This is a genomic window from Mycoplasmopsis bovirhinis (assembly GCF_900660515.1).
Taxonomy (GTDB): domain Bacteria; phylum Bacillota_I; class Bacilli_A; order Mycoplasmatales; family Metamycoplasmataceae; genus Mycoplasmopsis; species Mycoplasmopsis bovirhinis.
The window spans coordinates 252,706-276,677 of sequence record NZ_LR214972.1; the positions used below are offsets into that span (position 1 = coordinate 252,706).

A 23,972-nucleotide genomic window follows, 5' to 3' on the forward strand; every position below is an offset into this window, starting at 1 on the left:
TCTGGTGCTATGTTTAATACCTTTAAATTTACGATAATATATTTGTAAAATTAGTTTTATTTGATATTTTAGTGCTCTGTTTAATTTTTTATTATCGAGTCATCCATTAAAATGCCCAAAATTAAAATAATCAAGATCATTATTAATAACCTAACATTCCACCTTCTTTTATGCTACTGTAATTACTGTCTTGATCATTCCAACCATTAGGAGCAAAAATTTTTAATTTTTTAAATTGCTTATATTTAGGGAAATAGTGTTTAAAATTCCTTTATCATAGTTTTTATTTGATATTTATTTCAGAGTCTTGAGAATTAAAAGCAGTTTATTCTTAAATTACATTAGTTATACAATTATCAAATTTTCTTATCTTAATACTATATTATTCAGCTTGTTTTAAAGATTATTAGTTATTAATATTTTTAAGTACTTCAACAGCTACTATTTGGTCATTATTTTTTAAATTAATTACTTTTACACCTTTTGTGTTTCTTGAACTTTGTGGAATTTGGTTAATTTGAATTCTTATAGTATTACCACTTGCAGTAATAATTAATAATTCATCTTCAATATTAACAAAGGAAGCAAAAACTAAATGACCAGATTTTTCAGTATTAATTCCTAAAACGCCTTTAGCACCCCTTTTAGTAATACGGTATTGTGATTCATGAGTTATTTTTCCAAAACCCTTTGAACCTAAAGAAAAAATTAAGTTTCCATCTTTATTAGATGAAGCATTAATAACATATTGATCTTCTAATAATTTAATTGCTTTAACACCTAAAGAATTACGGCCTAAAGCTCTTACTGAATCTATATTAAATAAAGCAATGTTTTTATGGTTATTCGCAACTAAAATATTGTCTCCAGCTGTTGCAATAAATGCTCTTACTAATTGATCATTATCTTGCAATTTAAAAGCTAAAATTCCAGAACGGCGCACATTAGCAAATAATGATAGAGGTGTTTTCTTGAAAATACCTTTTTTAGTAATGGTAGTTAAAAATAAATCATCACTAAAACTATCAACATTTATAATTGAAATAATTTTCTCACCTTGTAAAACATTTAAATTTTCTAAAACATTAATAAATGGCTGTCCCTTGCTTTGTTTTGAAGCTTGAGGAATTTGATATCCTCTTAATGCGTAAGCTTTACCAAAGTTAGAAAATAATAATAAATCTGAATGTGTTGATGCTTTTAAGATTAACGAGATATCATCATCATCATAAGTTTTCATACTTGAAGAACCTACTCCGCCACGTCTTTGTGTTGAATATTCTTCAAGGTTAATACGTTTTACATACCCATTAATTGAAGCAGTAATGACAATTTCTTTTTTAGGGATTAAATCTTCATCATTAATTTTTCCAACGCCATAATAATCAATTGCAGTTCGGCGCTCATCGCCATATTTATCACGAATAATACTTAATTCCTCAATAATTAAATTAATTAGTTTTGTTTCGGATGATAAAATCTCTTGATAACCATTAATTTCAAGATATAACTCATTAATTTCATTAACCATTTTTTCATAGTTTAAGGCTGTTAAACGACGAAGATTCATATCTAAAATAGCTTTAGTTTGTCGCTCCGTAAATTCAAAGCGAGCCATTAATTTTTCTTGAGCTATTTGATCTGTTTTTGAAGCTTTAATAATTGCAATAACTTCATCAATATTCAAAATTGCAACTTTTAATCCCTCTAAGATATGAACTTTTTCTTGTGCTTTTGCCAAATCATAATTAAGTCTACGGGTGAAAACTTCCTTTTGGTGATCCAAATAAACATTTAAAGCTTGTTTTAAACTTAAAGTTTTTGGTTCACCATTTACCAAAGCTACTAAGTTGGAGTTAAAAGATGTTTGCAAGTCAGATTTTTGGAAAAGCTGATTTAAAATAATATTTGCGCTAAATCCTTTTTTAATATCTAAAACAATTCTAATTCCATTAAGATTAGTTTCATCCCGAATATCTGCAATTCCATCAATAATTTTTTCTTTAACTAACTCAACAATTTTTTTAATGATTGTGCTAGTTTTAATTGCATAAGGAATTTCAGTTACGATGATCTTAGCTTTACCATTAGCATTTTCAACAATTTGTGTTTTAGATCTAACAATAATGCTTCCACGACCCGTTTCATATGTATCTAAAATTCCTTTAGTACCTAAGATAATTCCACCGGTAGGAAAATCTGGACCAATAACACTTTTCATTAGTTCTTGTGTTGAAATCTCAGGGTTTTTAGCTAATGCAATTGTTGCATTAATTATTTCTTTTAAATTATGAGGTGGAATAGAAGTAGCCATTCCCACTGCAATTCCTGAGGCTCCTGAAACTAATAAGTTAGGGAATTTGGCAGGTAAAACTACTGGCTCTTGCTCAGTAGCATCATAGTTATCAACAAAGTCAACAGTATCTTTTTTGATTCCTTCTAAGAGTTCATTAGAAAGCTTAGTCATCCTTGCTTCAGTATAACGCATAGCCGCAGCTTGATCACCATCAATTGAACCAAAGTTACCATGTCCATCAACTAAAGGATAACGCATTGAAAAATCTTGCGCCATACGCACCATTGCTTCATAAACTGATGAATCACCATGTGGGTGGTATTTACCTAAAACATCTCCAACTATTCTTGCGCTTTTACGGTGTTGTGAGTTAGGAGTAATTCCAAGTTCAAACATGTCATAAAGAATTCTACGGTGTACTGGTTTTAGTCCATCTCTTGCATCTGGAAGAGCCCGAGATACAATAACACTCATTGCATACTCTAAAAAAGATGTCTTCATCTCTTCATCAACAACAACAGGTTTGAGTCCATCTACAGGCTCAGATATTAGCTGAGGTTTAGCAAAATAATCATCTTTATTTTGTGGAGCTTCTTCATCATCCTCGTTATTATCTTGATCAATTATTTCATCTTTAAAAACTACTCTTTTGTCCTCGTCGTGATCATATTCAAATTCAAGTTGTTTTTTCTTAGTTTCTTCATTATCAAATTTTGACTGCATTTTTTACTCCTTAACTATTGAAAATTACAAAATTATTATATATAATAATTTTATTATACCACAAAAATCATATTTTACTATATAGAAGTTAAAGGCATGTTTAAGATGTTTTTTGGAAAAGTCACATGCGAGATATTAACAAAATAATTGCCTTCTAATTTTAACATAAATTTTACATAAAAAATGTATGCTAAAACAGAAAACACACTAGTGTTTTCTCGTCGGTTTTGCTTACTTTTTCAAAAGTAAGGCCCCCTTGATTGCAATCAAGGGCGGGGGATTTAAAAAATTTTTAGGTTATCTTATATTGCCGTACAACTTGTCGGTAGTTATTTATTTTATCCATCATATAATCAATTCCATGCTGAGAGTATTTATCAAAGCTTTTTCCTTTGGGAATGTAATACCTAATTAAGCGGTGCATATTTTCTATTGAACCTTTTTGTCATGAACTATATGGTTGGCATTTAAATAATCTTTCAGTTGGAATGACATGGTGTAATAAGACATTTTCACTACCATTATCAACTGTTAAAGTTTTAATGTCTAAGCTATGTTTCTTGATTAGTTTGAGAAGAGTTTGTTTTATAGCTTTGGAGTTACGTTTTGAGAGCATAGCATAAGACATTCTGGTTTGCCGTTCAATTATGGTTACAATACAATATGTATCATTGATTTTTCCAATAACGGTGTCTAATTCAAAATGACCATGTTCTAAGCCATCATTAATATAATCTGGACGTTTTGAAATTTCTGTTGCATATTTTAATGTTTTAGGTTTGGTTTGTTTTTGCTTCCGTGTTCCATATTTTCCTTCAGATTTTTTGACGATGTGGTCAAATTCAAGGAAATAAGGGTATTTTTTAATTATTTTATAAATTGTACTAGGTGAGGGAGCAAATTCATCAGGTGATATTTTTTTAAAAGAATTGACAAGGTATGTAACTGATTTCTTAACTTCTTTTTGAACTAAATTCTTTTTATTTCTATTTTTATTGTATGTATTAAGTTCACTATACCAATACTTTCTGTAGGCCTTTCATTTCTCTTTAATTGCATCACTTACAAAAAAGAGTCGCGAAAATGAATAGCCTAATAAATGTTCGTATAGCTTCGCAAAATTAAGAGTTTTAACGCTCATTACTCTTTTTAAGCACTTAGGACAAACATAGCGATTGTGTTTATCTAAACTCAATGGTCTGCGATTTGTAATAATTTTGATTTTACTTTTTATGCTTCGAATGTCTCTATCAAAAATCTTAGCTACTTCTTGGATTGAGAAGCCTTCAGAAGGTTCTTGTAAAATATTATAAAGCTGTTCTAGATCGATTTGGCTTATTCGTAATTTTCGTTGCGTCTCAAGTGCTCCTTGCATTTTCAAAATAGTGTTGTGATTCTCTTCAATTTTAAAATGTTGATATTCATTTTCTTTTCGATATTTGTCAAAAACACAAATATATTTTTCTAAATTTTTCATATAATTTTAAAGTTTCCTTTCATTTTTTAAAATTTATTAATACAACTATTTTATTACAAGGCAGACAAAAACAATGTCACATGCAAAAAACTTGCATGTGACATTTCTAATTAATAGGCATGTTTAAGATAGCTAAAGTATTAAAAAATCAAGCTAGAAAGCTTGATTTGTAAGATTATTTTTCGATTTTAATTTTAACACTTGGTCCCATTGATGCTGAAACTGTTAAGTTTAACATATATGTACCTTTAACTGCTGCAGGTTTTAATTTTTTAATTAAAGCAATAAGCACTTTAGCATTTTCAACTAATGCTTGTGTTGACATTGATTGTTTTCCAATTAATGAATGTACAATACCAGCTTTATCGGTACGATAATTTGCTTTACCTTTTTTAAGTTCTTCGACTGCTTTTTCAGGAGTTGGAGTAACTGTACCAGTTTTTGGGTTAGGCATTAGTCCTTTAGGACCTAGTTTTTTACCGTATTTTCCTAATAAAGGCATCATTGCTGGGTCAGCAACCATAACATCAAAGTCAAATTGATCTTCTTTAATTCTTTGTTCAAGTGCTGGTCCATCAACTACGATGTCAGCTCCTGCATCTTTAGCAGCCTTTGATTTTTCTGGGCTATTTGTAACTACTAAAACTCTAATTGATTTACCAGTACCATTTGGTAGTAAAACTGAACCACGAAGTTGTTGGTCAGCTTTTCTAACATCTAAGTTTAAATTAAAAGTTAAGTCAATAGAAGCATCAAATTTTGCATATGAAGTTTTTTTAGCTAACTCAATTGCTTCCTCTAATTCGTAAGCAATTGTTCTATCAAATTGTTCACGAGCATTTTTAAGGTTTTTTGATAAACGTTTAGCCATTAATTATCTCCTTCATTAGCTTTTTCTTCGTCACTAATAGTTGTAACTTCAATTCCTTGACCTTTTGTTTCAGCTAAGTTAGCTAAATCAGCTTCTAAAGCGGCAGCTTTCATTTGTGCCAAAGCGGCTGATTTAGCAGCAGCTTTAGCTTGGGCTTTAGCTTTAAAAATGTCATCATATCCTTCAACTAAAACTCCCATTTGTTTTGCTGTTCCAGCAATTGTAGCCATAGCGGCGTCAATGTCATTAGTGTTTAAATCTGGTAATTTGTATTCTGCAATTTCTCTTAATTGGTCTTTAGAAATTGTAGCTACAATAGTAGTTTTTGCATTTTTTGAACCTTGTTGAATTTTAGCAGCTTGCTTAATTTTGTATGAAGCAGGAGCTGTGAATAACTTAAATTCAAAAGTTTTATCTTTATAAACTGTAATTAAGACTGGAACTGGTTCGTCCCCTCTGTCTCTAGTTGCATCATTAAATGCTTTGGTAAATTCAGGCATGTTAACTCCAACACCAGCTAAAGCTGGTCCTGGTTTTGCTTTTCCGGCTAGGAATTGCAATTTAGCAACACGTTGTATTTCTTTTTTTGCCATATATATGTATCCTTTCGATATTGTGGTCTAGCGATATAAATTTAATATCTCCCACTAGTAGAGGCAATAATGTTTAATATTGCCTATTTATTATATTAAAAAATATAAATTTTGATAATCATTTTTTGAGGTTTTTTCAAATCTAAAAATAAACAAAAAAACAACAATCAAAAGGAAAATTTTGATTGTTGTTTGTAATTATTATTTAGTTTTAATTTCCTGTAAGAATCAAGGTAAATCTACTTGAGCAGGTTTTTTAAGATGTCATCTTAAAATTTGGGCAGCTACTGAATTGGTATTTTTGATGCTTAAAGCATCTTCACCAGACTTATTAACTCCTAAGTAGTTATACGCTGATGTTTCATAGTTTCAAGCTACTAACTCAGTTAATGGAACTCCTGAGTTAATTGTTGAAATATACGAATTATTTGGACCTAAAATACCAGTACCTGAATTACCTGAATTAAAGTATGATTGTACATAACCATTTTGTCTAAATAAACTAATTACGCTTGAGCTAGATTGCGCCCGGTTTACAAAGTAACCAGCTTGTTTTCCGTATGGAAATCCATTTATAGCAAATTGTTTGAGATTTGGTCCAAATTGTACTCCATCTTCAGAACCCAAGTAATTCATATTCATATTAGGTAATTTATACCAATTTTCTAATCATACTACCAAATCAAATTTTCCTTCTTTTTTAGCAGTTGCAACTAAAGGTTTAATATCAACTGCAAAGACTGTTAGATCTACTTGCATCCCTGTAGCTTTTGCACCTTTTTCGTTAATTTGATCAACACCTGATCAAATTACTTCAACTGGAACTTTATTAGCAACATTTAAACCACCTCAATATGAAAATCCATCATCAACATCATTAACAAAATTATTTGAGTATTTTGTTAAATATGAACTTTCTTTTGTTTTAGGTAAATTATTGCCTTCAACTTCGCTAAAGTTGCTAACATGTTCAACGTGATTATTAGTAATAACATAAAATTTACCATCACTAGGATCTTTAGATACTTTTCCAATCATTGTTGCTGAACCACGATTATAAGCAAAGCTTCTTGCTCTTACATTATCAACAAGCTCAATTCCTTCTCAAGAACTATGCATATATTCTTGATCCAATTTATAACCATCATGAAGTTTTCAACTAACATTTTGGTTAGGATTATATTCATTTGATTTAATAATTTCTTCAGGTGTAAAAAATAAAATTGGTTGATTTTCTTGAGTGTAATCTAATTTTTGGTAGTTAAATTGATTTGTTTCAGTAGTTGTAAAACTCTCTTTTTGAACTGAATTAGTATATTGAATTGTTACTGCAGCACCTGCTGTATTAATTAAAAATGCTTTATCTTTATCAAATTTACCAAATTTTCTTTCATCAGTAGTTTCACTAAACGTAATAGCTTCTTTATATGGATTACCAACGATTATTTTATATTGATTATCTTCTAAAGTTACTTTGAAGATAATTCCTTTACCTGCTTCATATTTAGCACTAAAGTTATAATAAAATTGTGGATAATTACCACCATTTAAATTTGAATATAGTCTTGTTTGCACTCTATGGCTAATGGTTTGACCACTAGCTAATTGTTCAAAATCAAATTCAAATGGAGCTTGTCTTTCTTTTTCATCACTAATTCTAAGTAGACGTTTATCATCTTGAATTAGTTGGTTAGCAAATAATGATACTTTTAGTTTTCTTTGAGTTGCATTATTTGCTAAAAGAGTTTTAGAAATATATTTTTCAGCTAAAGTTCATGAAGCTGAATTTGTTTGTGAATCAAGAGTTCAGAGCAAGTCTTCATAGTATGCTTCAATTTCCCTTGTACGTGTAACACTTGTATTTGAATCAAATACAGTTTGTAATTGTGTGTCTTTAAAAGTTAATTGTTCTTGAGCAGTATTTCCAGCTCTAAAGCCAGTTATTTTATATCAAGTATTAGCTATATATGATAAATTTGTAGTTGGATTAGTCACTTTAAATTTAACGTAAACTGAATTATTATCTCCCTGTTTAGTTTCAGTAATTTCAAATTTGTCTTTGCTAATTGTAAAGTTTTTGTAAGTTTGGTCATTTTTAACACTTACATAAGATTTTAAAGTATCTTTATCTTTATTAATAAATTCTTGGGCAGTTAATGAACTAAGATTTTGAATTAATAAATCATCATATGTTAAAGCATTGACCATAATTTCAGGATATAAGTTTTCTTTATAATCATTTCTAAGGTTTTTAAGGGTAATAACCTTAGAAGAATTAGTATATCTTTTTGTAGTGTCACTTTTACTAATAAATCCAAGTTTAAAACTTAGTTCATTTGGATCATTACTTACAACATCATAGTAATAAACAAAATAGTTCTTTTGAATTTGTGATAAATCAATTGAATTAGTTTGATCAGTTGTATTTGCAATTGTTGCACTAGATGCTCAATAACTCGCTTGCTTATTAGCATTTTCTATTTTTTTGTCATCTGCAGCTTGTTTTTTTTCTGGATTTTTAAATTCATTATTTTTTGAATTATCTTCACTAACTAAGTTAGTTTTTAATTTAAGCATGTAATTTAGTTTATTTGCGGCATTTTGAGCTATTATATCTTTTGGATCAATAATTGCATATTGTGTTTCCTTAGTAGCATTAGCTTTACGTAATTCAAAGTTAGTCGAATTAATTTGATCAATGATATTTTTATGATTTTGATCAATATTATCAGACATAAAATCTGAAGCACTAAATCAACTATTAGTATTGTTTGGTTTAATATCTAAATATGTTAAAGGTTTAAAATATTTAATAGTTTTTGAATATTGTCCTAAACTTTGGTAGTTAACTAAAAATCTATTACGAGTAACATCAACAGGTTGACCATTTTCTTTAATTCAGAATTTAACTTTAGCTGTTCCTCCCACATTAGAATCAACATAATTTTTTGAATCAGTTAATTCATAAGCATAAAGTTGGAATTTACCAGCTTTAGGTAATTCATAATATTCATTTAAACCATTAACTGCATCTTTAGAATTAACTTGGTTATGAGTTTTCTTTGGATCTTTAACAGTAGTTAATTCAAAGATTTTTGAAACATCATCTTTAGTATCAGTTTTAATTAAATTTAATAAGTAATTAAAGTCTTTGTAGTCTTGGTTTGTAGATTTATCATTTTTCTCATCTGCTAATTCAACTTCAATAATTTGTTCTTTATCACCTTGTTTTACTTTGAATTTAAAAATAGCAACATCTTTATTTGAATCACTAACATAGAAAATATCACTATCACTATAATTAATTAGTTCATAAGTAACATTAGTAGGAAGTGTTATAGTAAAGATTTGTGAAATAAATGTTTCTTTAATTTTTTGATGAACTTGCTTAATTTCTTCAGGAGTTAATACATTTTGATTATTATTACCTGATGCTGCAGTAGGGTTTACTAAATTTACTTTTTCTTTTAATTCTTTATTTTTTAAAGCTTCAATTTTATCTTTTTCTACATTGAAGACATTTAAGCCAAATCAAGTTAGAATATTTGATGATTTTTGTGATATAAAGAACTGATACTTTTGAGCAAGATCTTGTGATTCTGTTACTAGTTTTCATCACCCTGGTTCTTTATAAAATGCTTGTTGCTTAAATCATTCGCTAGGTGTAATACTTACACCTTTTAACCATTCTTCTTTAAAAGTTACATTATTTTGTGTTGTTAGTTTAATAGTTTTTACTACTCTTTCATTGACTAAGAATTCTAACTCTGCTGCTAGTTTAGAATTTTCATAACTAAAGCTTCCTGTTTTAAATCTAAACTTAAAGTAATTATGTAAAATATTATTTTTGCTACTAAAACTTTCTTTAATTTTTGCTTCATTAGCTTTTAAATCACTTTGGTAATAATTTTTTAAATTTTCATAATTTACTGTGAAAATTTCATCTAAATTACTATATGTTAGTAAATTTAATTTAGTATTAAAGTCATTAGTAAAAGTGTAAGTTTTTTCAACATCAGTTACTAATGTTGATTCAGTATTACTTTTAGCAGTATAAACAAAAATAAGTTGGTTGATATTATTTTCAACAGTTTTAATACCTTTTAAAGTTAAAGTTGCTCCTTCAACTTTTGGATTAGCTAAAAATAATTTTTTATTATTCTCAGTAATATTAACACTGTATACTCCACTTGCTAAATTATATCTTGTTAAATTTTCTGATAATGTTGCAGAGAGTTTACTTTCAACACTTTCTTTAAATCTTCGGGTTTCTTCACGTGATACATTTCCGTTTAAATTATCTTGAGCTTCAGCTAAATTATTTAATAAATTATTAATAGAACTAATATTTGAAGCTGAATTAACATATTCAGCTTTATTAACCAATAAATTATTTTGTAATAAATTAGTTGTTTCTGATAAATATCTCTCAAAATCAGTTTTGTTAGATGCATTATTATATTTACTTGTTGTTTTAACTTGGTTAGCTTGATTAATTGCAGCTAAAATATCGCTAACTTTTTGGTGCTATAAATTAGCAGTATTTTTAGTTTCATTAATTAATTGTCCAATATTTAAAGTATCAATATGAGCTATAAAAGCATTTTTAAGCTCGTCACTTAAATTATTTAAATTATTAATATATGTTTTAGCTTGAGTTCTTAAATTGTTTAAATTCTCTTGGTTTTGCGAATTTTTGCTTATTTCATTAGCTTGAACAATAAAATTATCTAAAGTAGTTAGTAAATTTATTTCAGATAATTTAGCACTATTTAAAAATTCGCCATTATAATATTGACTTACATTATTAATAAAGTCTCATGTTTGTTGATCTTTATTTGATTTATCTACTAAAGTTTTGTAAATTGTTTTTAAACTTAAAGCTTTAGTATTAATTGATGAATATTTATTAATGGTATTTAGTAAATTATTATTAATTTTATAATCATTAATTGCTTCATTATATAAAACAGATGTTTTAACATCTTCGTTGAAAATAGTATTTTCTTGAGTGAATATATTAACTAATGAATTAAAATCATATAAGATTTTTTCTCCATTTTGACTAAAGCTAACAAAACTTGTTTCCAATTCTTTTAGTCTTGTTGTTTCGTTAGTTAAATTAGTTAAAAGTTCTTGCTCATTTGAACTAATTAAACTAATGCTATTTTGGTATGAACTAAGTAATAAATTATAGTCTTTGTTCAAAACTTTTTCTAAAAAGGTTTTGTACTCATTATTATAATTTTTAGCTTGATAAACTGAAACACTATTATTAATAGTTAATAAAGAATTAACAAATTCAGTAAAATTCTCAAGATTTATTTCTTGAGTATATCTTTCATTGTTTAGAATTGTATCAAAAATTGAACTAACGTTAGTTGGTAAACTTGCAGCACTTTGTTTAATAGCTTTGATTTGATCTTGTTTTAAACTTAACTGGCTTTTTTTATCTGAATCTTGATCAATAGGATTATTATTTTTTGGCTCTTGTGGTTTATTAGGATCAACTGGATCTTTTGATCCAGTGCTAGGGCTAGGATTAGCTTTATTTTGAGTTTCTTTAAGTTCTTTGATTTTTGCATTCAATTGATCTAATAAAGTTTTTTGGCTGGTTAAATTATTTTTAATATTTTGTTCTAATGAATTATACTGATTTAAAGCAGCAACTACTTTAGCTTCATCATCTAAAAGAATATTGTTTGAATTTTTTGCTAAAATTTCAGCATGAGTTTGTTGATAATTAGATACTGCACTTGCAACTGGATCGCTTGGTTCAGTAGGTGGTTTAGGCTGTTCTTTTGTACAGCTAATTAAATTAAATGATCCTAGCGATAAAGCTAAGACATTACTTAGAATAAGAAATGAGTTTTTCTTCTTTGACATTTTAACTCCTATAATATATTTTAGTTTAAAAATAATAAATACTCAAAATGAATATTTACTACATAAATATTATATAATTTATTTTGTGAAATCGCAACAAATTACAATTAATTTCAATAATAAAATTAAAGCACCAACAATCTTTGAAGCTGAATCTTATCAAATTTTAAAAAATTTTATTAACTATTTTAAGTTAACAAAGAAACAATCAATCATTTTAGATGTTTCAATTGTATCACGTAATGAAATTAAAAGTTTAAATAAAACATATCGTAATAAAAATTATATTACTGATATTTTATCTTTTGATTTTGGTGATGCAGAGCTTTATGACAAATTACCCTTGCTTCATTTAGGTGAATTAGTAATCTGCTGAGACCGGGTAAAACGTCAAGCTAAAAGATACAATCATTCTATAAAAAGGGAATTTTGTTACTTATTTACTCATGGTCTTGTTCATCTTCAAGGCTATGATCATGAAGAAGAACAAGAAAGACTTATCATGAACTCAATTGTTGATGCTATTTTTAACCCATTGAAAATTACTAGAAAGGATCAAGATTATGAAACTAGAAACACTTAGAGATTTATTAACTAAATCATATGCACCATATTCAAATTTTCAAGTTGCGGCAATTGCAATTGATCAAGAGGGCAATGAATACCCAGGAGTAAATGTAGAAAATGCTGCTTACCCATCAGGGCTATGTGCTGAGCGCAGTGCTTTGTTTGGTTCTGTTGCTTATGGGGCTAAAGTTGGAACTTTTAAAGAAATTCATATTATTTCTAAAAAGCAAGATGAAATTAGCCCTTGTGCTGGATGTCGTCAAGTTATGACTGAATTCATGAGCCCTGATGCATTAATTTACCAATATTCAAATGATGGTAGCAAAGTTAGAGTAAATAAATTATCTGAATTAGTTCCTTATCCAATTAAACCAGAAGATATTAAATAATGAAAATTTGTTTTGCTAGTATTGTAGGGCGTCCTAATGTGGGTAAAAGCAGTTTAGTTAACGCAATTGTAGGCTATAACGTTGCAATTGTTACAAATACCGCCCAAACCACCAGGGACCAAATTACCGGTATTTATACAGAAGATGATTTTCAACTTATTTTTACAGATACCCCTGGGATTCATAAAGCTGAAAATAAGCTTGGTGAAAGTTTAAACAAAGCAGCTTTTGAATCTGTTAAAAATGTTGATGTTATTTTATTTTTAAGTCCTGCAGATGAAAAAATTGCAAAAGGTGATCAATTAATTTTAGATAAAATTGCTAATCATCCTCACAAAATTGCAGTTATTTCAAAAGTAAGTAAGATTAAGGGGAATCCTCAGTTGCTAACTGATAAAATTAATCAATTAAATAAATATAATTTTGATTATATTATTTCTACAGATATAAATAATCAAGCTTCTATTTATTCTTTAATTGATTTAATTAAAGATAATTTTGCTTATCAAGATTCTTTTCAATATGATCCAGATTATGTTACCGATAAATCAGTTCGTTTTATTGCAAAAGAAATAATCAGAGAAAGTGCAATTAACTTACTTTATGAAGAATTGCCTCATTCAATAGCTGTTGAAGTAATTGAATTTAATGAATCAGATCCAGAGCACCTTTACATTGATGCAAATATCTATGTCAAAAAAGATTCGCAAAAAGGTATGGTTATTGGTAAAAACGCTTCTAAAATTAAACAAATTAGTCAAACAGCAAGATTTAAAATCTCACAACAATTTCAAACTAAAGTTACTTTAACAATAAAAGTAAAAGTAGCTAAAAAATGAAATGATGATTTAAAACAATTATCAAAATTTGGGTATTAAAGAAACAAGCACATGAGTTAAAATATGTGCTTGTTTTAATATTATTTGTATTGAAATTTTATCTCTAAATCATTAGCGTTTTGAGCGTTTGATTTAGGAATTATTAAAAAAAGTAAGGTTTATATCAATTTTCTGCTCCAAGTTCAATACAATATATTGTTTTAGCATCATCAAAAAAGGTGAATTTTCTAAGTTTATCATTATATTTAAGTTAATTTGTGAGTTACTTTAGATTCTTATAAATTTAAACCTTCCTTGAAATTAAGCTAAAGGAAGGTTTTATAATTTATTTTAAAGTATGTTTATTTTTGTTAAATCTTTGCTTAAGTTTAATAATATTTTGATAAGTTGCCAAATATTTCACTAATCCAAAGATAAAAAGATATAACATAAAAACAGCAATAATATCATATTTATATCATGTTCAAAGAAAAAGATACGTATCTTTGTCTTCTGAATTGCTGCTGGTTATTTTTTGATACAAAGGAATTCAAAACAAAGTCATTGTAATACCAATAATAAAGGCAATAATTTGTAAATAAATTACTTTTAATTTACCAAAATATGCTAAGAGAAAACTAACAACTAAAAAAACTGTTGTATAAAGAAAACTAATTAAGATACGGTATGGAACATCTAATTGGTAAGTAGTATTTAAAACTGTATTTCATTTAATTATTTTGTCACTAATGAGCAAAGTTGCAATAGTGATAAAAAAGAAAACTATAAAGAAAACTTTATCACACCAAAAAGGTTGCTTATTTTTTTTTGCCATTATTTTTTAGTTTGTTTTAAATTGGTAATATAAGTAATGAATTCATCTAACGGCATAGTAATTGATTCATCTTTTCCATACTCACGGTAAGTAATAGTATTAGAAGAATGTTCTTTTTCACCTAAAATTAATTGAATTTTTGATTTAGAGATTTGTGCTTCCCTAATTTTTTTATTTAATCTTTCTTCACGCAAATCAATTTTAGATCTAAAACCTAAAGCAAAAAGTTTTTGATTTATTTTTGAAGCATATTCTAAATCATCATCATGGTTAGTAGCTGGAATAACTGTAAGTTGTTTAGGTGCTAACCAAAAAGGAAGCACACCTTTTGTTTGTTCTAATAATATTGCGACAAATCTTTCATATGTTCCAATTAACCCACGATGAATTAAAACAGGTGTTTCTTCTTCATTGTTTTTATTAATAAAACTTACATTAAATTTTTGTGGTAGTAAAAAGTCAAGTTGTAAGGTTGAAACAGTAATTTCATGACCTAAAGCAGTAAAAATTTGAATATCCATTTTAGGTCCATAAAAAGCTGCTTCACCAAGTTTTTCTTCATATTTTACACCTAAATTATTTAAGACTATTCGAAGCTGATTTTCAGCTTCATTTCACATTTTGTCATCATTAAAATATTTATCTTTATTTTCTGGATCTCTTAATGATAATGATACATAGCTAATTTGGATGTTAAAAGCTTCTAAAGTTTCTTTAATTAACTGATACATTGCTTTAAATTCATCTGAAATTTGATCTTTGCGAACAAATAAATGTCCTTCAGTTAACAACATTCCCCTTACTCGTTCAAGGCCTGTCAAAGCACCAGATTTTTCATACCTGTATAATTGCGATTGTTCTGAATAACGAATTGGTAAATCACGGTATGAATGCTTTTCACTTTTATAACATAAAATATGGTGTGGGCAAGTCATTGGACGAGGGATTAAACGTTCATTTTCTACCACGATAGGCTTAAACATATCACTTTTATAATGAGCTAAGTGTCCTGAAATTTGATAAAGTTCCTCTTCACCAAAGTGTGGTGTTAATAATTCTGTAAAACCATATTCACGATCTTTTTGTAGCACTAAATTTTTAATTTCGTTATGAATATACATTCCATCTTCAAGTCAAAAAGGTAAACCTTGACCACCTAATTTATTAAATGTAAAAAGTTTCATTTCTTTACCTATTTTACGGTGGTCTCTTTCCTTGCGCTCTTTTAAAATAGCTAAAAATTCTTCTAACTCTTGTTTAGTATCTCATGCTGTACCATAAATTCTAGTTAATTGAATGTTATCTGAATTTCCCCTTCAATAAGCACCTGCTAAGTGAAGTAATTTAAGATGTTTGATGTTTTTAGTATCATTAACATGATCTCCGGCACATAGGTCAGTAAAAATTACTTCATTGTTTTGTGGATCAATTAATGAATAAAAAGTAATTTCTTTTCTTTGGGCTAATAATTCGTCGTATAATTCTTTTTTGTATGGTTTATTTTCAAAAGAATATTCTTCAATACTAACTTGCTTCATAACCAAGTTGCGTGAAGCAAGTTTTTTCATTAATCTTTCGATCTTGCTAAGCTCAGTATCACTAAGAGGTTCTAAAAATTCAAAATCATAGTAAAACCCTTCTTCAGTAGCTGGACCAAAACCAAGTTTCACACCTGGATATAATCTTTCAGTTGCTGCAGCTAGCAAGTGAGAAGTAGTATGGTTTAATTGTTTATTTGCTTTCATCATTTTCTCCGTATAGTCCAATTTTTAATTGTAAATTATTAATTGTTTGTTTCGCGAGTAGTTGGGCTTTTTGAGCTCCAACACTAATAATAGCATCAACATTTTTTAAATAATATTGATACTTAGTTTGAATTTGTATTAATAAATCTTTAACAGCTTTAGCCACTTCTTCTTTAAAATCTTTATAATTTGAATCTCTGAAAATTTCGGCAGCTTGTTCTAAACTAAGATCATTAATCCCAGCATAAATATTTAATAAATTTAAAATGCCAGGTTTTGATTCTGAAAGATAAATTTTATTTTCAGAATCAGTTACAGCTTTTAAAACTTTTTTATAAGCGCTTTTTGGATCTTCTAACAAATAAATTGTTGACTTAGGGTTTTTTTGACTTTTTGACATTTTTACATTTGGATCATTTAATGATTTAATTTTGGAACCAACTTTTGGAACGATTGCTTGAGGAATTTTCAAATTAGTTTGATAGTTTTTATTAAATCTTTGAGCAATATTTCTCGTTAATTCTAAATGTTGAATTTGATCTTCACCAACTGGTACAACATCAGGGTTATACAGCAAAATATCTCCAGCCATTAAAGTAGGATAAGTTAAAATACCAGTTGGAATCTTCTCAGTGCCATTACCTTGTTTTAATTTTGAAGCTTGATCTTTAAATTGAGTCATACGTTTTAATTCACCTAAGGTCGTTTGACATAAAGCTAACCATTGCATTTGTGAATGTTCTAAAATTTGTGATTGGTAAAAGATTGCGTTTTTGTGAAAATCAAGTCCACAAGCTGCATAGAGTGCAACAATTGATTCTCTTTGCTCTTTAAATTCCTTTGAGTTAACTTTACCAGTTGTTAAAGCGTGTAAATCAGCCACAAAAATATATGACTCATATTCATTTTGTAATTTCACAAAGTTTTTTATAGCACCAATATAATTACCTAAAGTTAAATCACCAGTTGGTTTAATACCACTCACTAATCTTTTCATAGCCCTCCATATATTATTATATAATAATTTAAAATTATTCTTATGCAAGCTTTAAGTCTTGCTATTTAAATTTAAGCTTGCATTTTTGATAAATTAAATCTAAAGCATTTATAACACAATACTCAATAATATTTTCTAAATTAAGATTTTGAAAATATTTTAAATTTCCGCCAGTATAAAATACTGGTAAATTATTTTCGTTAAGATCATTAATTAAACCTTGAATTGAGTAATAAAAACCTTTAATAATCCCTATAGAAATAGCTTCTTGGGTATTTGTGCCTAGAGATTTATTAATTTCATAATCTAGCTTCAAAGGATTGATTAAAGAAGCATTGTGAAATAACGAATTTAAGCTAGTTTCAACACCAGGCATAATAATTACTCCTAAAAGATTTTGATCTGAAATTTTAGTTATAACACTAGCTGTTCCTAAAGAAACTAAAATTGCTGAATTATATTTTTGAGATATAAAATAACTATTTAACAAAATATCAATCCCTACTTCATTAAAGTTTATTTCTTGGTTAATCAATATCTTAAGATTATTTTTTAAAAATTTATGGTTAATAAGATATGTTTTAATTTTAAAAATTTTTAAGAAGTTTAATAATTGTTCTTGTATTTCAAAATTAACACTTGCTAAAAGTGCTTTTGAAAAATTTTTAAATTCGTTAGTTATTTGCTTAAGACAAGTTTTAAGAGAACTAATATTTAATTCTTTTAAAGATATTATTTTAACTTTTAAATTATTAAAAGTATCTTTATAACCAATTTTTAAACATGAATTACCTAAATCTAAATAAAGCATCTTTAATTAAATATTAAAGATAATAATTTTACCCTTAATAAATTCTTTATGTTTGATTTCTTTACCGGCAATAAATTTTTGTACATTTGGATGATTTTGTGCTAATTCTCATAGTCTGTCTTGATCCATATTTATATCTTTTTCAATTATAGCACGTACTTTCCCATTAACTTGCACAACTACTTTAACAGCTTCTATTTTTAATAAACTTTGATCAAAACTAGGTCATACTTGATCCTTAATTTGTTTTTGGTTTAATTTTTCTAATAATTCTTCTGATAAATGCGGAGCCAAAGTAGAAAGCATGGTAAGAAAATCAACTAATGGTTTAAGATTATTAAGTTTTCTAACTTTATAAAGCACATTGATAAAGACCATAAGCTTGCTAATAGCAATATTAAATTTAAGTTGTTCAATTGCTTCAGTTACTTCTTTAATTGTTATTTGTCATATTGAATTAAAGTCTTTATCTTGATAGCTAGGATCAATTAAAGTTTTATCTAAAGCAAATTTTGAAATAATAACTTCAACACGATCAAGTCATTTACGGATTCCTTTAATTGAACTTTCGCTTCATTCTTTAGTATCAGTCAATGGTCCCATAAACATTTCATAAACTCTTAATGTATCAGCTCCATAATTATTAACAATTTCATCAGGGTTAATCACATTACCACGGCTTTTAGACATTTTTTGACCGTCAGGTCCAAGAATCATTCCTTGGTTAACAACTTTAAGAAATGGTTCAGATACCGGAACAATTTTTAAATCATATAAAAATTTATGTCAAAATCTTGAGTAAATTAAATGACCTACCGCATGTTCTTGACCTCCAATATATAAATCTACTGGGAGTCATTTTTGAAATCTTTGGTATGCTTCTTGACTTTGAATATCTAAATAAGTTCCATCAGCATTTTTTAAGATGTAAGCTAAAAAGTACCATGAGCTGCCAGCTCATTGAGGCATTGTATTAGTTTCACGGCGATATTTTTTACCATCTTTTTCAAAGTATAGTCAATTTTTATTATTAGCTAAAGGTGATTCACCAGTTAAAGATGGTTTAATATTTTCCATATATGGTAATTCAACAATCTTTTGATCTAAATAAATATTATTATTTTGATCAAAATAAACTGGAAATGGTTCTCCTCAATATCTTTGACGTGAAAAAATTCAATCTCTTAATTTATAGGAAATATGGGTTTGTACTTTATTTTGTTTTGCCAAAAATTCGTAAATAATTTTAGTAATTTGTGCTTTATCTAAATTACTAAAATTAGAATTTTCTAATCCATAATCTTTATTAGGAATAATTGAAAAAATTGCTAAATTATATTTAAGTGCAAACTCATGGTCTCTTTCATCTTCTTGAGGGACAGCCATAATAGCACCTGTTCCATAAGTATTTAAAACATAATTTGAAGTTCATACTGGTAAAACTTCTTTGGTAATTGGGTGAATTACATTTAAATTAGTGTAAACTCCAACTTTTTCTTTTTGGTTAGCAATTCTATCACGATCACTAATTGTTTTAGCGTATTCTAAGAACTCTGAAACTTCCTTGTTATTTTTAACTTGATTTATTAATGAGTGTTCAGGAGCTAGAACTAAAAAACTTGCTCCAAAAATTGTATCAAGTCTAGTAGTAAAAACTTCAATAAATTGGTCTGAATTTTCAATTTGAAATTTAACAACATGACCAAGTGATTTTCCAATTCAATTTTCTTGTAATGATTTTAATGATTCAGAAAAATCAACCTCATTTAATCCTTCTAAAAGTTTTTCAGCATAGGCAGTTATTTTTAAAACTCATTGGCGCATTGGCTTGCGCACTACTGGGAAATTACCTCGTTCACTAACCCTTATTCCATTTTCATCAGTAATTACTTCTTCGTTAGCTAAAACTGTTCCAAGTTCTTGGCATCAATTTACATCAATTTCTTTAATTTCTGCAAGGTCATGTTCATATAATTTTTTAAAAATTCATTGTGTTCATTGATAATATTTTGGATCAGTAGTATCAATTTCTTTATCTCAATCAAATGAAATTCCTAAACTTTTAAGTTGTTTTTTAAAAGTTTTAATATTTTCTTGGGTAAAGCTTGCTGGATGATTTCCTGTTTTTAAAGCATATTGTTCGGCAGGAAGTCCAAAAGCATCTCAACCAATTGGATGTAAGACATCAAAACCATTTAAACGTTTATAACGAGCGACAATGTCAGTAGCTGTATATCCTTCAGGATGTCCCACATGCAACCCTGCAGCCGAAGGATAAGGAAACATATCTAAGGCATAAAATTTTTTCTCATGGTTGTCAGTTGTTGCGAAAGCTTTAGTTTGCTCTCAAATCTCTTGCCATTTTTTTTCAATCTCTTTGTGCTTATACATAGTTAATAAATTATAACCAAAATTATCTATAAATAAAGTTATATAGTAAATAAATTAAAATATGTTATTATTTATAGTAATAATGTTAATTCAAGGAGAAATATGGCAAGATTTATAGATGAAATAACGATTTCTTTACAAGGTGGAAAAGGTGGAAATGGGATGATTTCATTTCGCCGTGAAGCCCACGTTGATAAAGGTGGGCCTGATGGAGGCGATGGAGGCCGTGGTGGTCATATTTATTTTGTTGGTGATGAAGGAAAAAATACTTTACTTAGTTTTTACAAAAATAAACACATTAAAGCCGAAGATGGTGTTAATGGTGGCCCTAAAAACTTATATGGAGCTAATGCTAAAGATACTTATATTAAAGTTCCAATTGGTACTTTAGTATATAATGGTAAAAAGTTAATTGCTGATGTTATTGAACCAAAAATACCATATTTAGTTGCAAAAGGTGGTAAAGGTGGAAGAGGTAATAATAAATTCAAAACCTCAAAAAACACTGCACCTAAGATTGCTGAAAATGGTATGCCTGGAGAAAAGTATGAAGCAAAAATAGTTCTAAAAATATTATCAGATGTTGGGGTAGTTGGAAAACCTTCAGCGGGTAAATCAACTTTTTTAAATGCAATTTCTAATGCAAAAGCTAAAGTAGCAGATTATGAATTTACCACCCTAGTTCCACAACTAGGTATGGTAAAGTATGATGATAAATCGTTTACTATTGCTGATTTACCTGGTTTAATACAAGGAGCTTCGCTTGGTAAAGGTTTAGGTATACAATTTTTAAAACATATTGAAAGGTGCCGAATTATTGCTCATATCATTGATTTTGGTTCAACTAATAAAGATCCAATTAATGATTATGAGGTAATTAATTATGAACTTAAAAGTTACAACCTTAAATTAGAACAAAAACCGCAATTAATAATTGCAAATAAATCAGATATGGAAGTTTTTGCTACAAATCTGAAAAAATTCAAAGCAAAATATCCAAATCTTGAAGTAATTCAAATTTCAGCAATTTTTAGGGAGAATTTAGAAATAGTTAGAGCTAAATTAGCAGAACTAGTGCAAAAATATGCAAATTCAACCGTTGAAAAAACTAATGAAGATGAGATAAAAGTTATTGAATATGAACCTGATTTTATTGTGACTTCTCCATATAAAGGTCATTTTAATGTTAGTGGCAAAAAGGTTCAAGAGCTATATTATAAAATTCCTCTTAATTCATATGATAACTTAGTTCGTTTTAATAATATTTTGAAAAAAATAGGTGTTTGAGACGAACTTATTAAAAGAGAAATAAATCCTGGTGATACAGTAACTATTTTTGATTTTGAATTTGAATGAGAAAATGAAAATTAAAACTTTAAAAACAAGGCAACGCCTTGTTTTTTTATATAATTTAATTATGAATAATTTTTCTTTAGACATAATCAAAAAAGTCAATAATTCAGCAAATAAACCAGGAATTTATTTATGAAAAAATTCTTTGAAACAAATCATATATATTGGTAAAGCTAAAAATATTAAAAAACGTTTAAAACAATATTTACAAGGCTCATTAAATTCTTATAAAACCACTAAAATGATTGATGAATTAAATGATTTTGAAGTTATTTACACCCTTAATGAGCGCGATGCTTTGCACCTTGAAGAAAAAATGATTAAAGAACATAAACCAAAATTTAATATTAAATTAGTTAATTCACAAAAAAACCCATATATTAAAGTTTCTTTAAACCAAAAAAACTTAATTACTTTTAGCTTTAGCTCGAAAGTAATTAAAAAAGATCCAAAAGATACTTCATTTTACTTTGGCCCATTATTTTATAATGACGAGCACAAAAACTTTATTAATGTTTTAAAAAGCATTTATACTTATAAAGATGGTCTTTTAATTACAAAACAAAGTCATCGAAAAGGTATTGAAATCTTTCATGAAATAAAAGAAATTTTTGAATTTAAAAATAATAATTTTAATAAAAAGCTTGTAGATTTAGAAAAAACCTTTGCTGAAAAATTAGATTTTCAAAGTGCTTTAATGTACAAAAAAGCACAAGAATTTCTAACTAAAACTAGGCAACCGCAAGTTACTGAAATTCAAAAAATTATTTTAATTGATTATATTTATTTTAAACAAATTAACCATTTTATCTTTGTAGCTCTTAAAACTTATAATTATGGAATTGTTACTAATATTTTTATTAAATATTATGAATATAGTGGCTTATTTAATGAGTTTATTGAGGGTTTTTTAAATACTTATTATAATGATAAATTACTGCCAAAAATAATTTATCTGAACAAAGAAATTGATGCGTTTGATTTAATTTTAAATGATCAAATCCAAAAAGTTGTTAGGTTTGCTAAAGGCGGTATTAATAACACTATTTTAGAAAATTTAAAAATTAATATTAAAGAAAAATATAACTCTTTTGGCTTAAGTTTAAATTCGGTAATTTTGCAAGAGCTAAGTTTAAAACTTGGTTTTAAGGATTTAATAAATAATTTATATATATTTGATAATTCATTTCAAAACCAAAAAGATGGAGTTGGAGTTGTACTAGTTTTTAATCTAAAAACTAGTACAAAACCCAAAGTATACAAATGATCTTTAGCAGAAAAAATTAAAAAATTTAATACTGAAGATGATTTAAAATATATGTATTTAAATGCATTACAATTTTTAAAAGTAAACCAAGATAAAATCAGCCAACATGATTTATTTATAGCTGATGGCGCTATAAACCAAATTAATGAAATTAAAGAAGCTTTACAAAACTATAATTTTAGTAATAAAGTTATTGGGTTAGTTAAGAATCATAAACATAAAACTAGCAAAGTTATTAATGATCAAAACAAAGTTTTAGACTTAAACATTGAAACATTTAACTTTTTAACTAATATTCAAATTTTAGTTGACAAAAGAGCTAAAGAATATTTAAATAAAACACGTAATAAATTATTAACTAATTCTATTTTAGTTAATATCCCTGGGGTTGGAAAGAAAGTTGAAGAAAAATTATTTAGAACTTTTGGCAATATAAAAAATCTCAATAATGCTTCCTTAGATCAAATATCTAAAGTAGTAAATCAAACTTTAGCATGTAAAATTAAAACATACTTAGATGAAAATTTTGATGACTAGTAAAACCTCCTTTTGGAGGTTTTTTATTACCTTATTTATATTAATAAAGAACCTTTAGCTCTTCAGGATCTTTAGATCAGTTTTTTTATAATCAAAAAATATGTTTTCAATTAATCTTAAGAAGCAGTTGTTTTATCACTAGCGATTCTCTTGTCAAAATGTAACAAAATCAAGTGCCTCAACACTTTTATTACCAAAATTTGAAAACTCTAATTCTGTAAATAGTTTTTGTTTTAACATTAAAATCAATATCGTTTGTATCACCTAATAAACTATATAAAAATGCTAACCAAGATCTTTTTTTATCTTCTTGATTAAAATATACTTGATGTATATTCTTATTTTTATTGACATTTTTTATAAGCATTAAAAATGCATTATTTGTTCAATTTTATTATATTGTACTATATTGAAAA

General features: G+C 27.3%; 16 protein-coding genes. 5 read left to right on the plus strand and 11 right to left on the minus strand.

The features are described 5' to 3' along the window. Positions 1–406: 406 nt before the first annotated feature. The 6 genes from gyrA to EXC44_RS01015 all read right to left on the minus strand — a co-directional run bounded on the left by gyrA (position 407) and on the right by EXC44_RS01015 (position 11,846). Positions 407–3,019 (minus strand): DNA gyrase subunit A, encoded by a 2,613-nt coding sequence (gene gyrA / locus EXC44_RS00990; protein ID WP_129621120.1) that lies wholly within the window; start codon positions 3,017–3,019, stop codon positions 407–409. 292 nt (positions 3,020–3,311) lie between these two features. Continuing rightward, positions 3,312–4,496 carry an IS30 family transposase gene (locus tag EXC44_RS00995; RefSeq protein WP_129621123.1) on the minus strand — a complete coding sequence of 395 codons (1,185 nt, stop codon included), beginning with the start codon at positions 4,494–4,496 and terminating at the stop codon, positions 3,312–3,314. A 175-nt stretch (positions 4,497–4,671) separates the two neighbouring features. Further along, complete coding sequence (gene rplA / locus EXC44_RS01000) at positions 4,672–5,367, minus strand: 50S ribosomal protein L1 (protein ID WP_120161000.1); 696 nt, start codon at positions 5,365–5,367, stop codon at positions 4,672–4,674. Further along, the gene (rplK, locus tag EXC44_RS01005) at positions 5,367–5,960 is read right to left on the minus strand and encodes a 50S ribosomal protein L11 (RefSeq protein WP_120160997.1); all 594 of its coding nucleotides are present in this window, start codon (positions 5,958–5,960) and stop codon (positions 5,367–5,369) included. Before rplK ends, rplA begins: the two co-directional genes overlap by 1 nt. 201 nt (positions 5,961–6,161) lie before the next feature. Continuing rightward, on the minus strand, positions 6,162–10,346 hold the full coding sequence (locus tag EXC44_RS01010) for an MGA_1079 family surface serine endopeptidase (RefSeq protein ID WP_129621126.1): 4,185 nt from the start codon (positions 10,344–10,346) through the stop codon (positions 6,162–6,164). A 141-nt stretch (positions 10,347–10,487) separates the two neighbouring features. Further along, on the minus strand, positions 10,488–11,846 hold the full coding sequence (locus tag EXC44_RS01015; protein WP_129621129.1) for a hypothetical protein: 1,359 nt from the start codon (positions 11,844–11,846) through the stop codon (positions 10,488–10,490). Between the two features lie 85 nt (positions 11,847–11,931). On the opposite strand from EXC44_RS01015, the gene ybeY reads away from it, so the two are divergent. The 3 genes from ybeY to era are packed head-to-tail and all read left to right on the plus strand — an operon-like array spanning position 11,932 to position 13,680. Beyond that, entirely contained in the window at positions 11,932–12,429 is a 498-nt protein-coding gene (gene ybeY, locus EXC44_RS01020; RefSeq protein WP_120160992.1) for an rRNA maturation RNase YbeY, read from the plus strand. Beyond that, the gene (gene cdd, locus EXC44_RS01025) at positions 12,410–12,802 is read left to right on the plus strand and encodes a cytidine deaminase (protein ID WP_120160990.1); all 393 of its coding nucleotides are present in this window, start codon (positions 12,410–12,412) and stop codon (positions 12,800–12,802) included. The genes ybeY and cdd overlap by 20 nt, the downstream gene beginning before the upstream one ends. Beyond that, a complete protein-coding gene (gene era / locus EXC44_RS01030) occupies positions 12,802–13,680 on the plus strand; it encodes a GTPase Era (RefSeq protein WP_129621132.1) in 879 nt (292 codons plus the stop codon). Before cdd ends, era begins: the two co-directional genes overlap by 1 nt. A 286-nt stretch (positions 13,681–13,966) precedes the next feature. On the opposite strand, the gene EXC44_RS01035 is transcribed toward era, so the two are convergent. The 5 genes from EXC44_RS01035 to leuS form a co-directional block, all read right to left on the minus strand. Beyond that, a complete protein-coding gene (locus EXC44_RS01035) occupies positions 13,967–14,455 on the minus strand; it encodes a hypothetical protein (RefSeq protein ID WP_129621135.1) in 489 nt (162 codons plus the stop codon). Further along, positions 14,455–16,200, minus strand: coding sequence for a threonine--tRNA ligase (thrS, locus tag EXC44_RS01040; protein WP_129621137.1), 1,746 nt, complete (start codon positions 16,198–16,200; stop codon positions 14,455–14,457). The genes EXC44_RS01035 and thrS overlap by 1 nt, the downstream gene beginning before the upstream one ends. Continuing rightward, positions 16,187–17,197: a tryptophan--tRNA ligase gene (gene trpS, locus EXC44_RS01045; RefSeq protein ID WP_129621140.1), complete on the minus strand. Its 1,011-nt coding sequence runs from the start codon at positions 17,195–17,197 to the stop codon at positions 16,187–16,189. Before trpS ends, thrS begins: the two co-directional genes overlap by 14 nt. 61 nt (positions 17,198–17,258) lie before the next feature. Continuing rightward, positions 17,259–18,008, minus strand: a complete 750-nt coding sequence (locus tag EXC44_RS01050) for a type III pantothenate kinase (RefSeq protein WP_120160978.1) — start codon at positions 18,006–18,008, stop codon at positions 17,259–17,261. Between the two features lie 6 nt (positions 18,009–18,014). Further along, a complete protein-coding gene (gene leuS, locus EXC44_RS01055) occupies positions 18,015–20,399 on the minus strand; it encodes a leucine--tRNA ligase (protein ID WP_129621143.1) in 2,385 nt (794 codons plus the stop codon). Between the two features lie 102 nt (positions 20,400–20,501). Between leuS and obgE the strand changes: the two genes are divergently transcribed. Both obgE and EXC44_RS01065 read left to right on the plus strand, forming a co-directional pair. Then, positions 20,502–21,770, plus strand: a complete 1,269-nt coding sequence (gene obgE, locus EXC44_RS01060) for a GTPase ObgE (protein WP_120160974.1) — start codon at positions 20,502–20,504, stop codon at positions 21,768–21,770. Continuing rightward, a complete protein-coding gene (locus EXC44_RS01065; protein WP_223213746.1) occupies positions 21,760–23,556 on the plus strand; it encodes a GIY-YIG nuclease family protein in 1,797 nt (598 codons plus the stop codon). The genes obgE and EXC44_RS01065 overlap by 11 nt, the downstream gene beginning before the upstream one ends. Positions 23,557–23,972 lie beyond the last annotated feature (416 nt).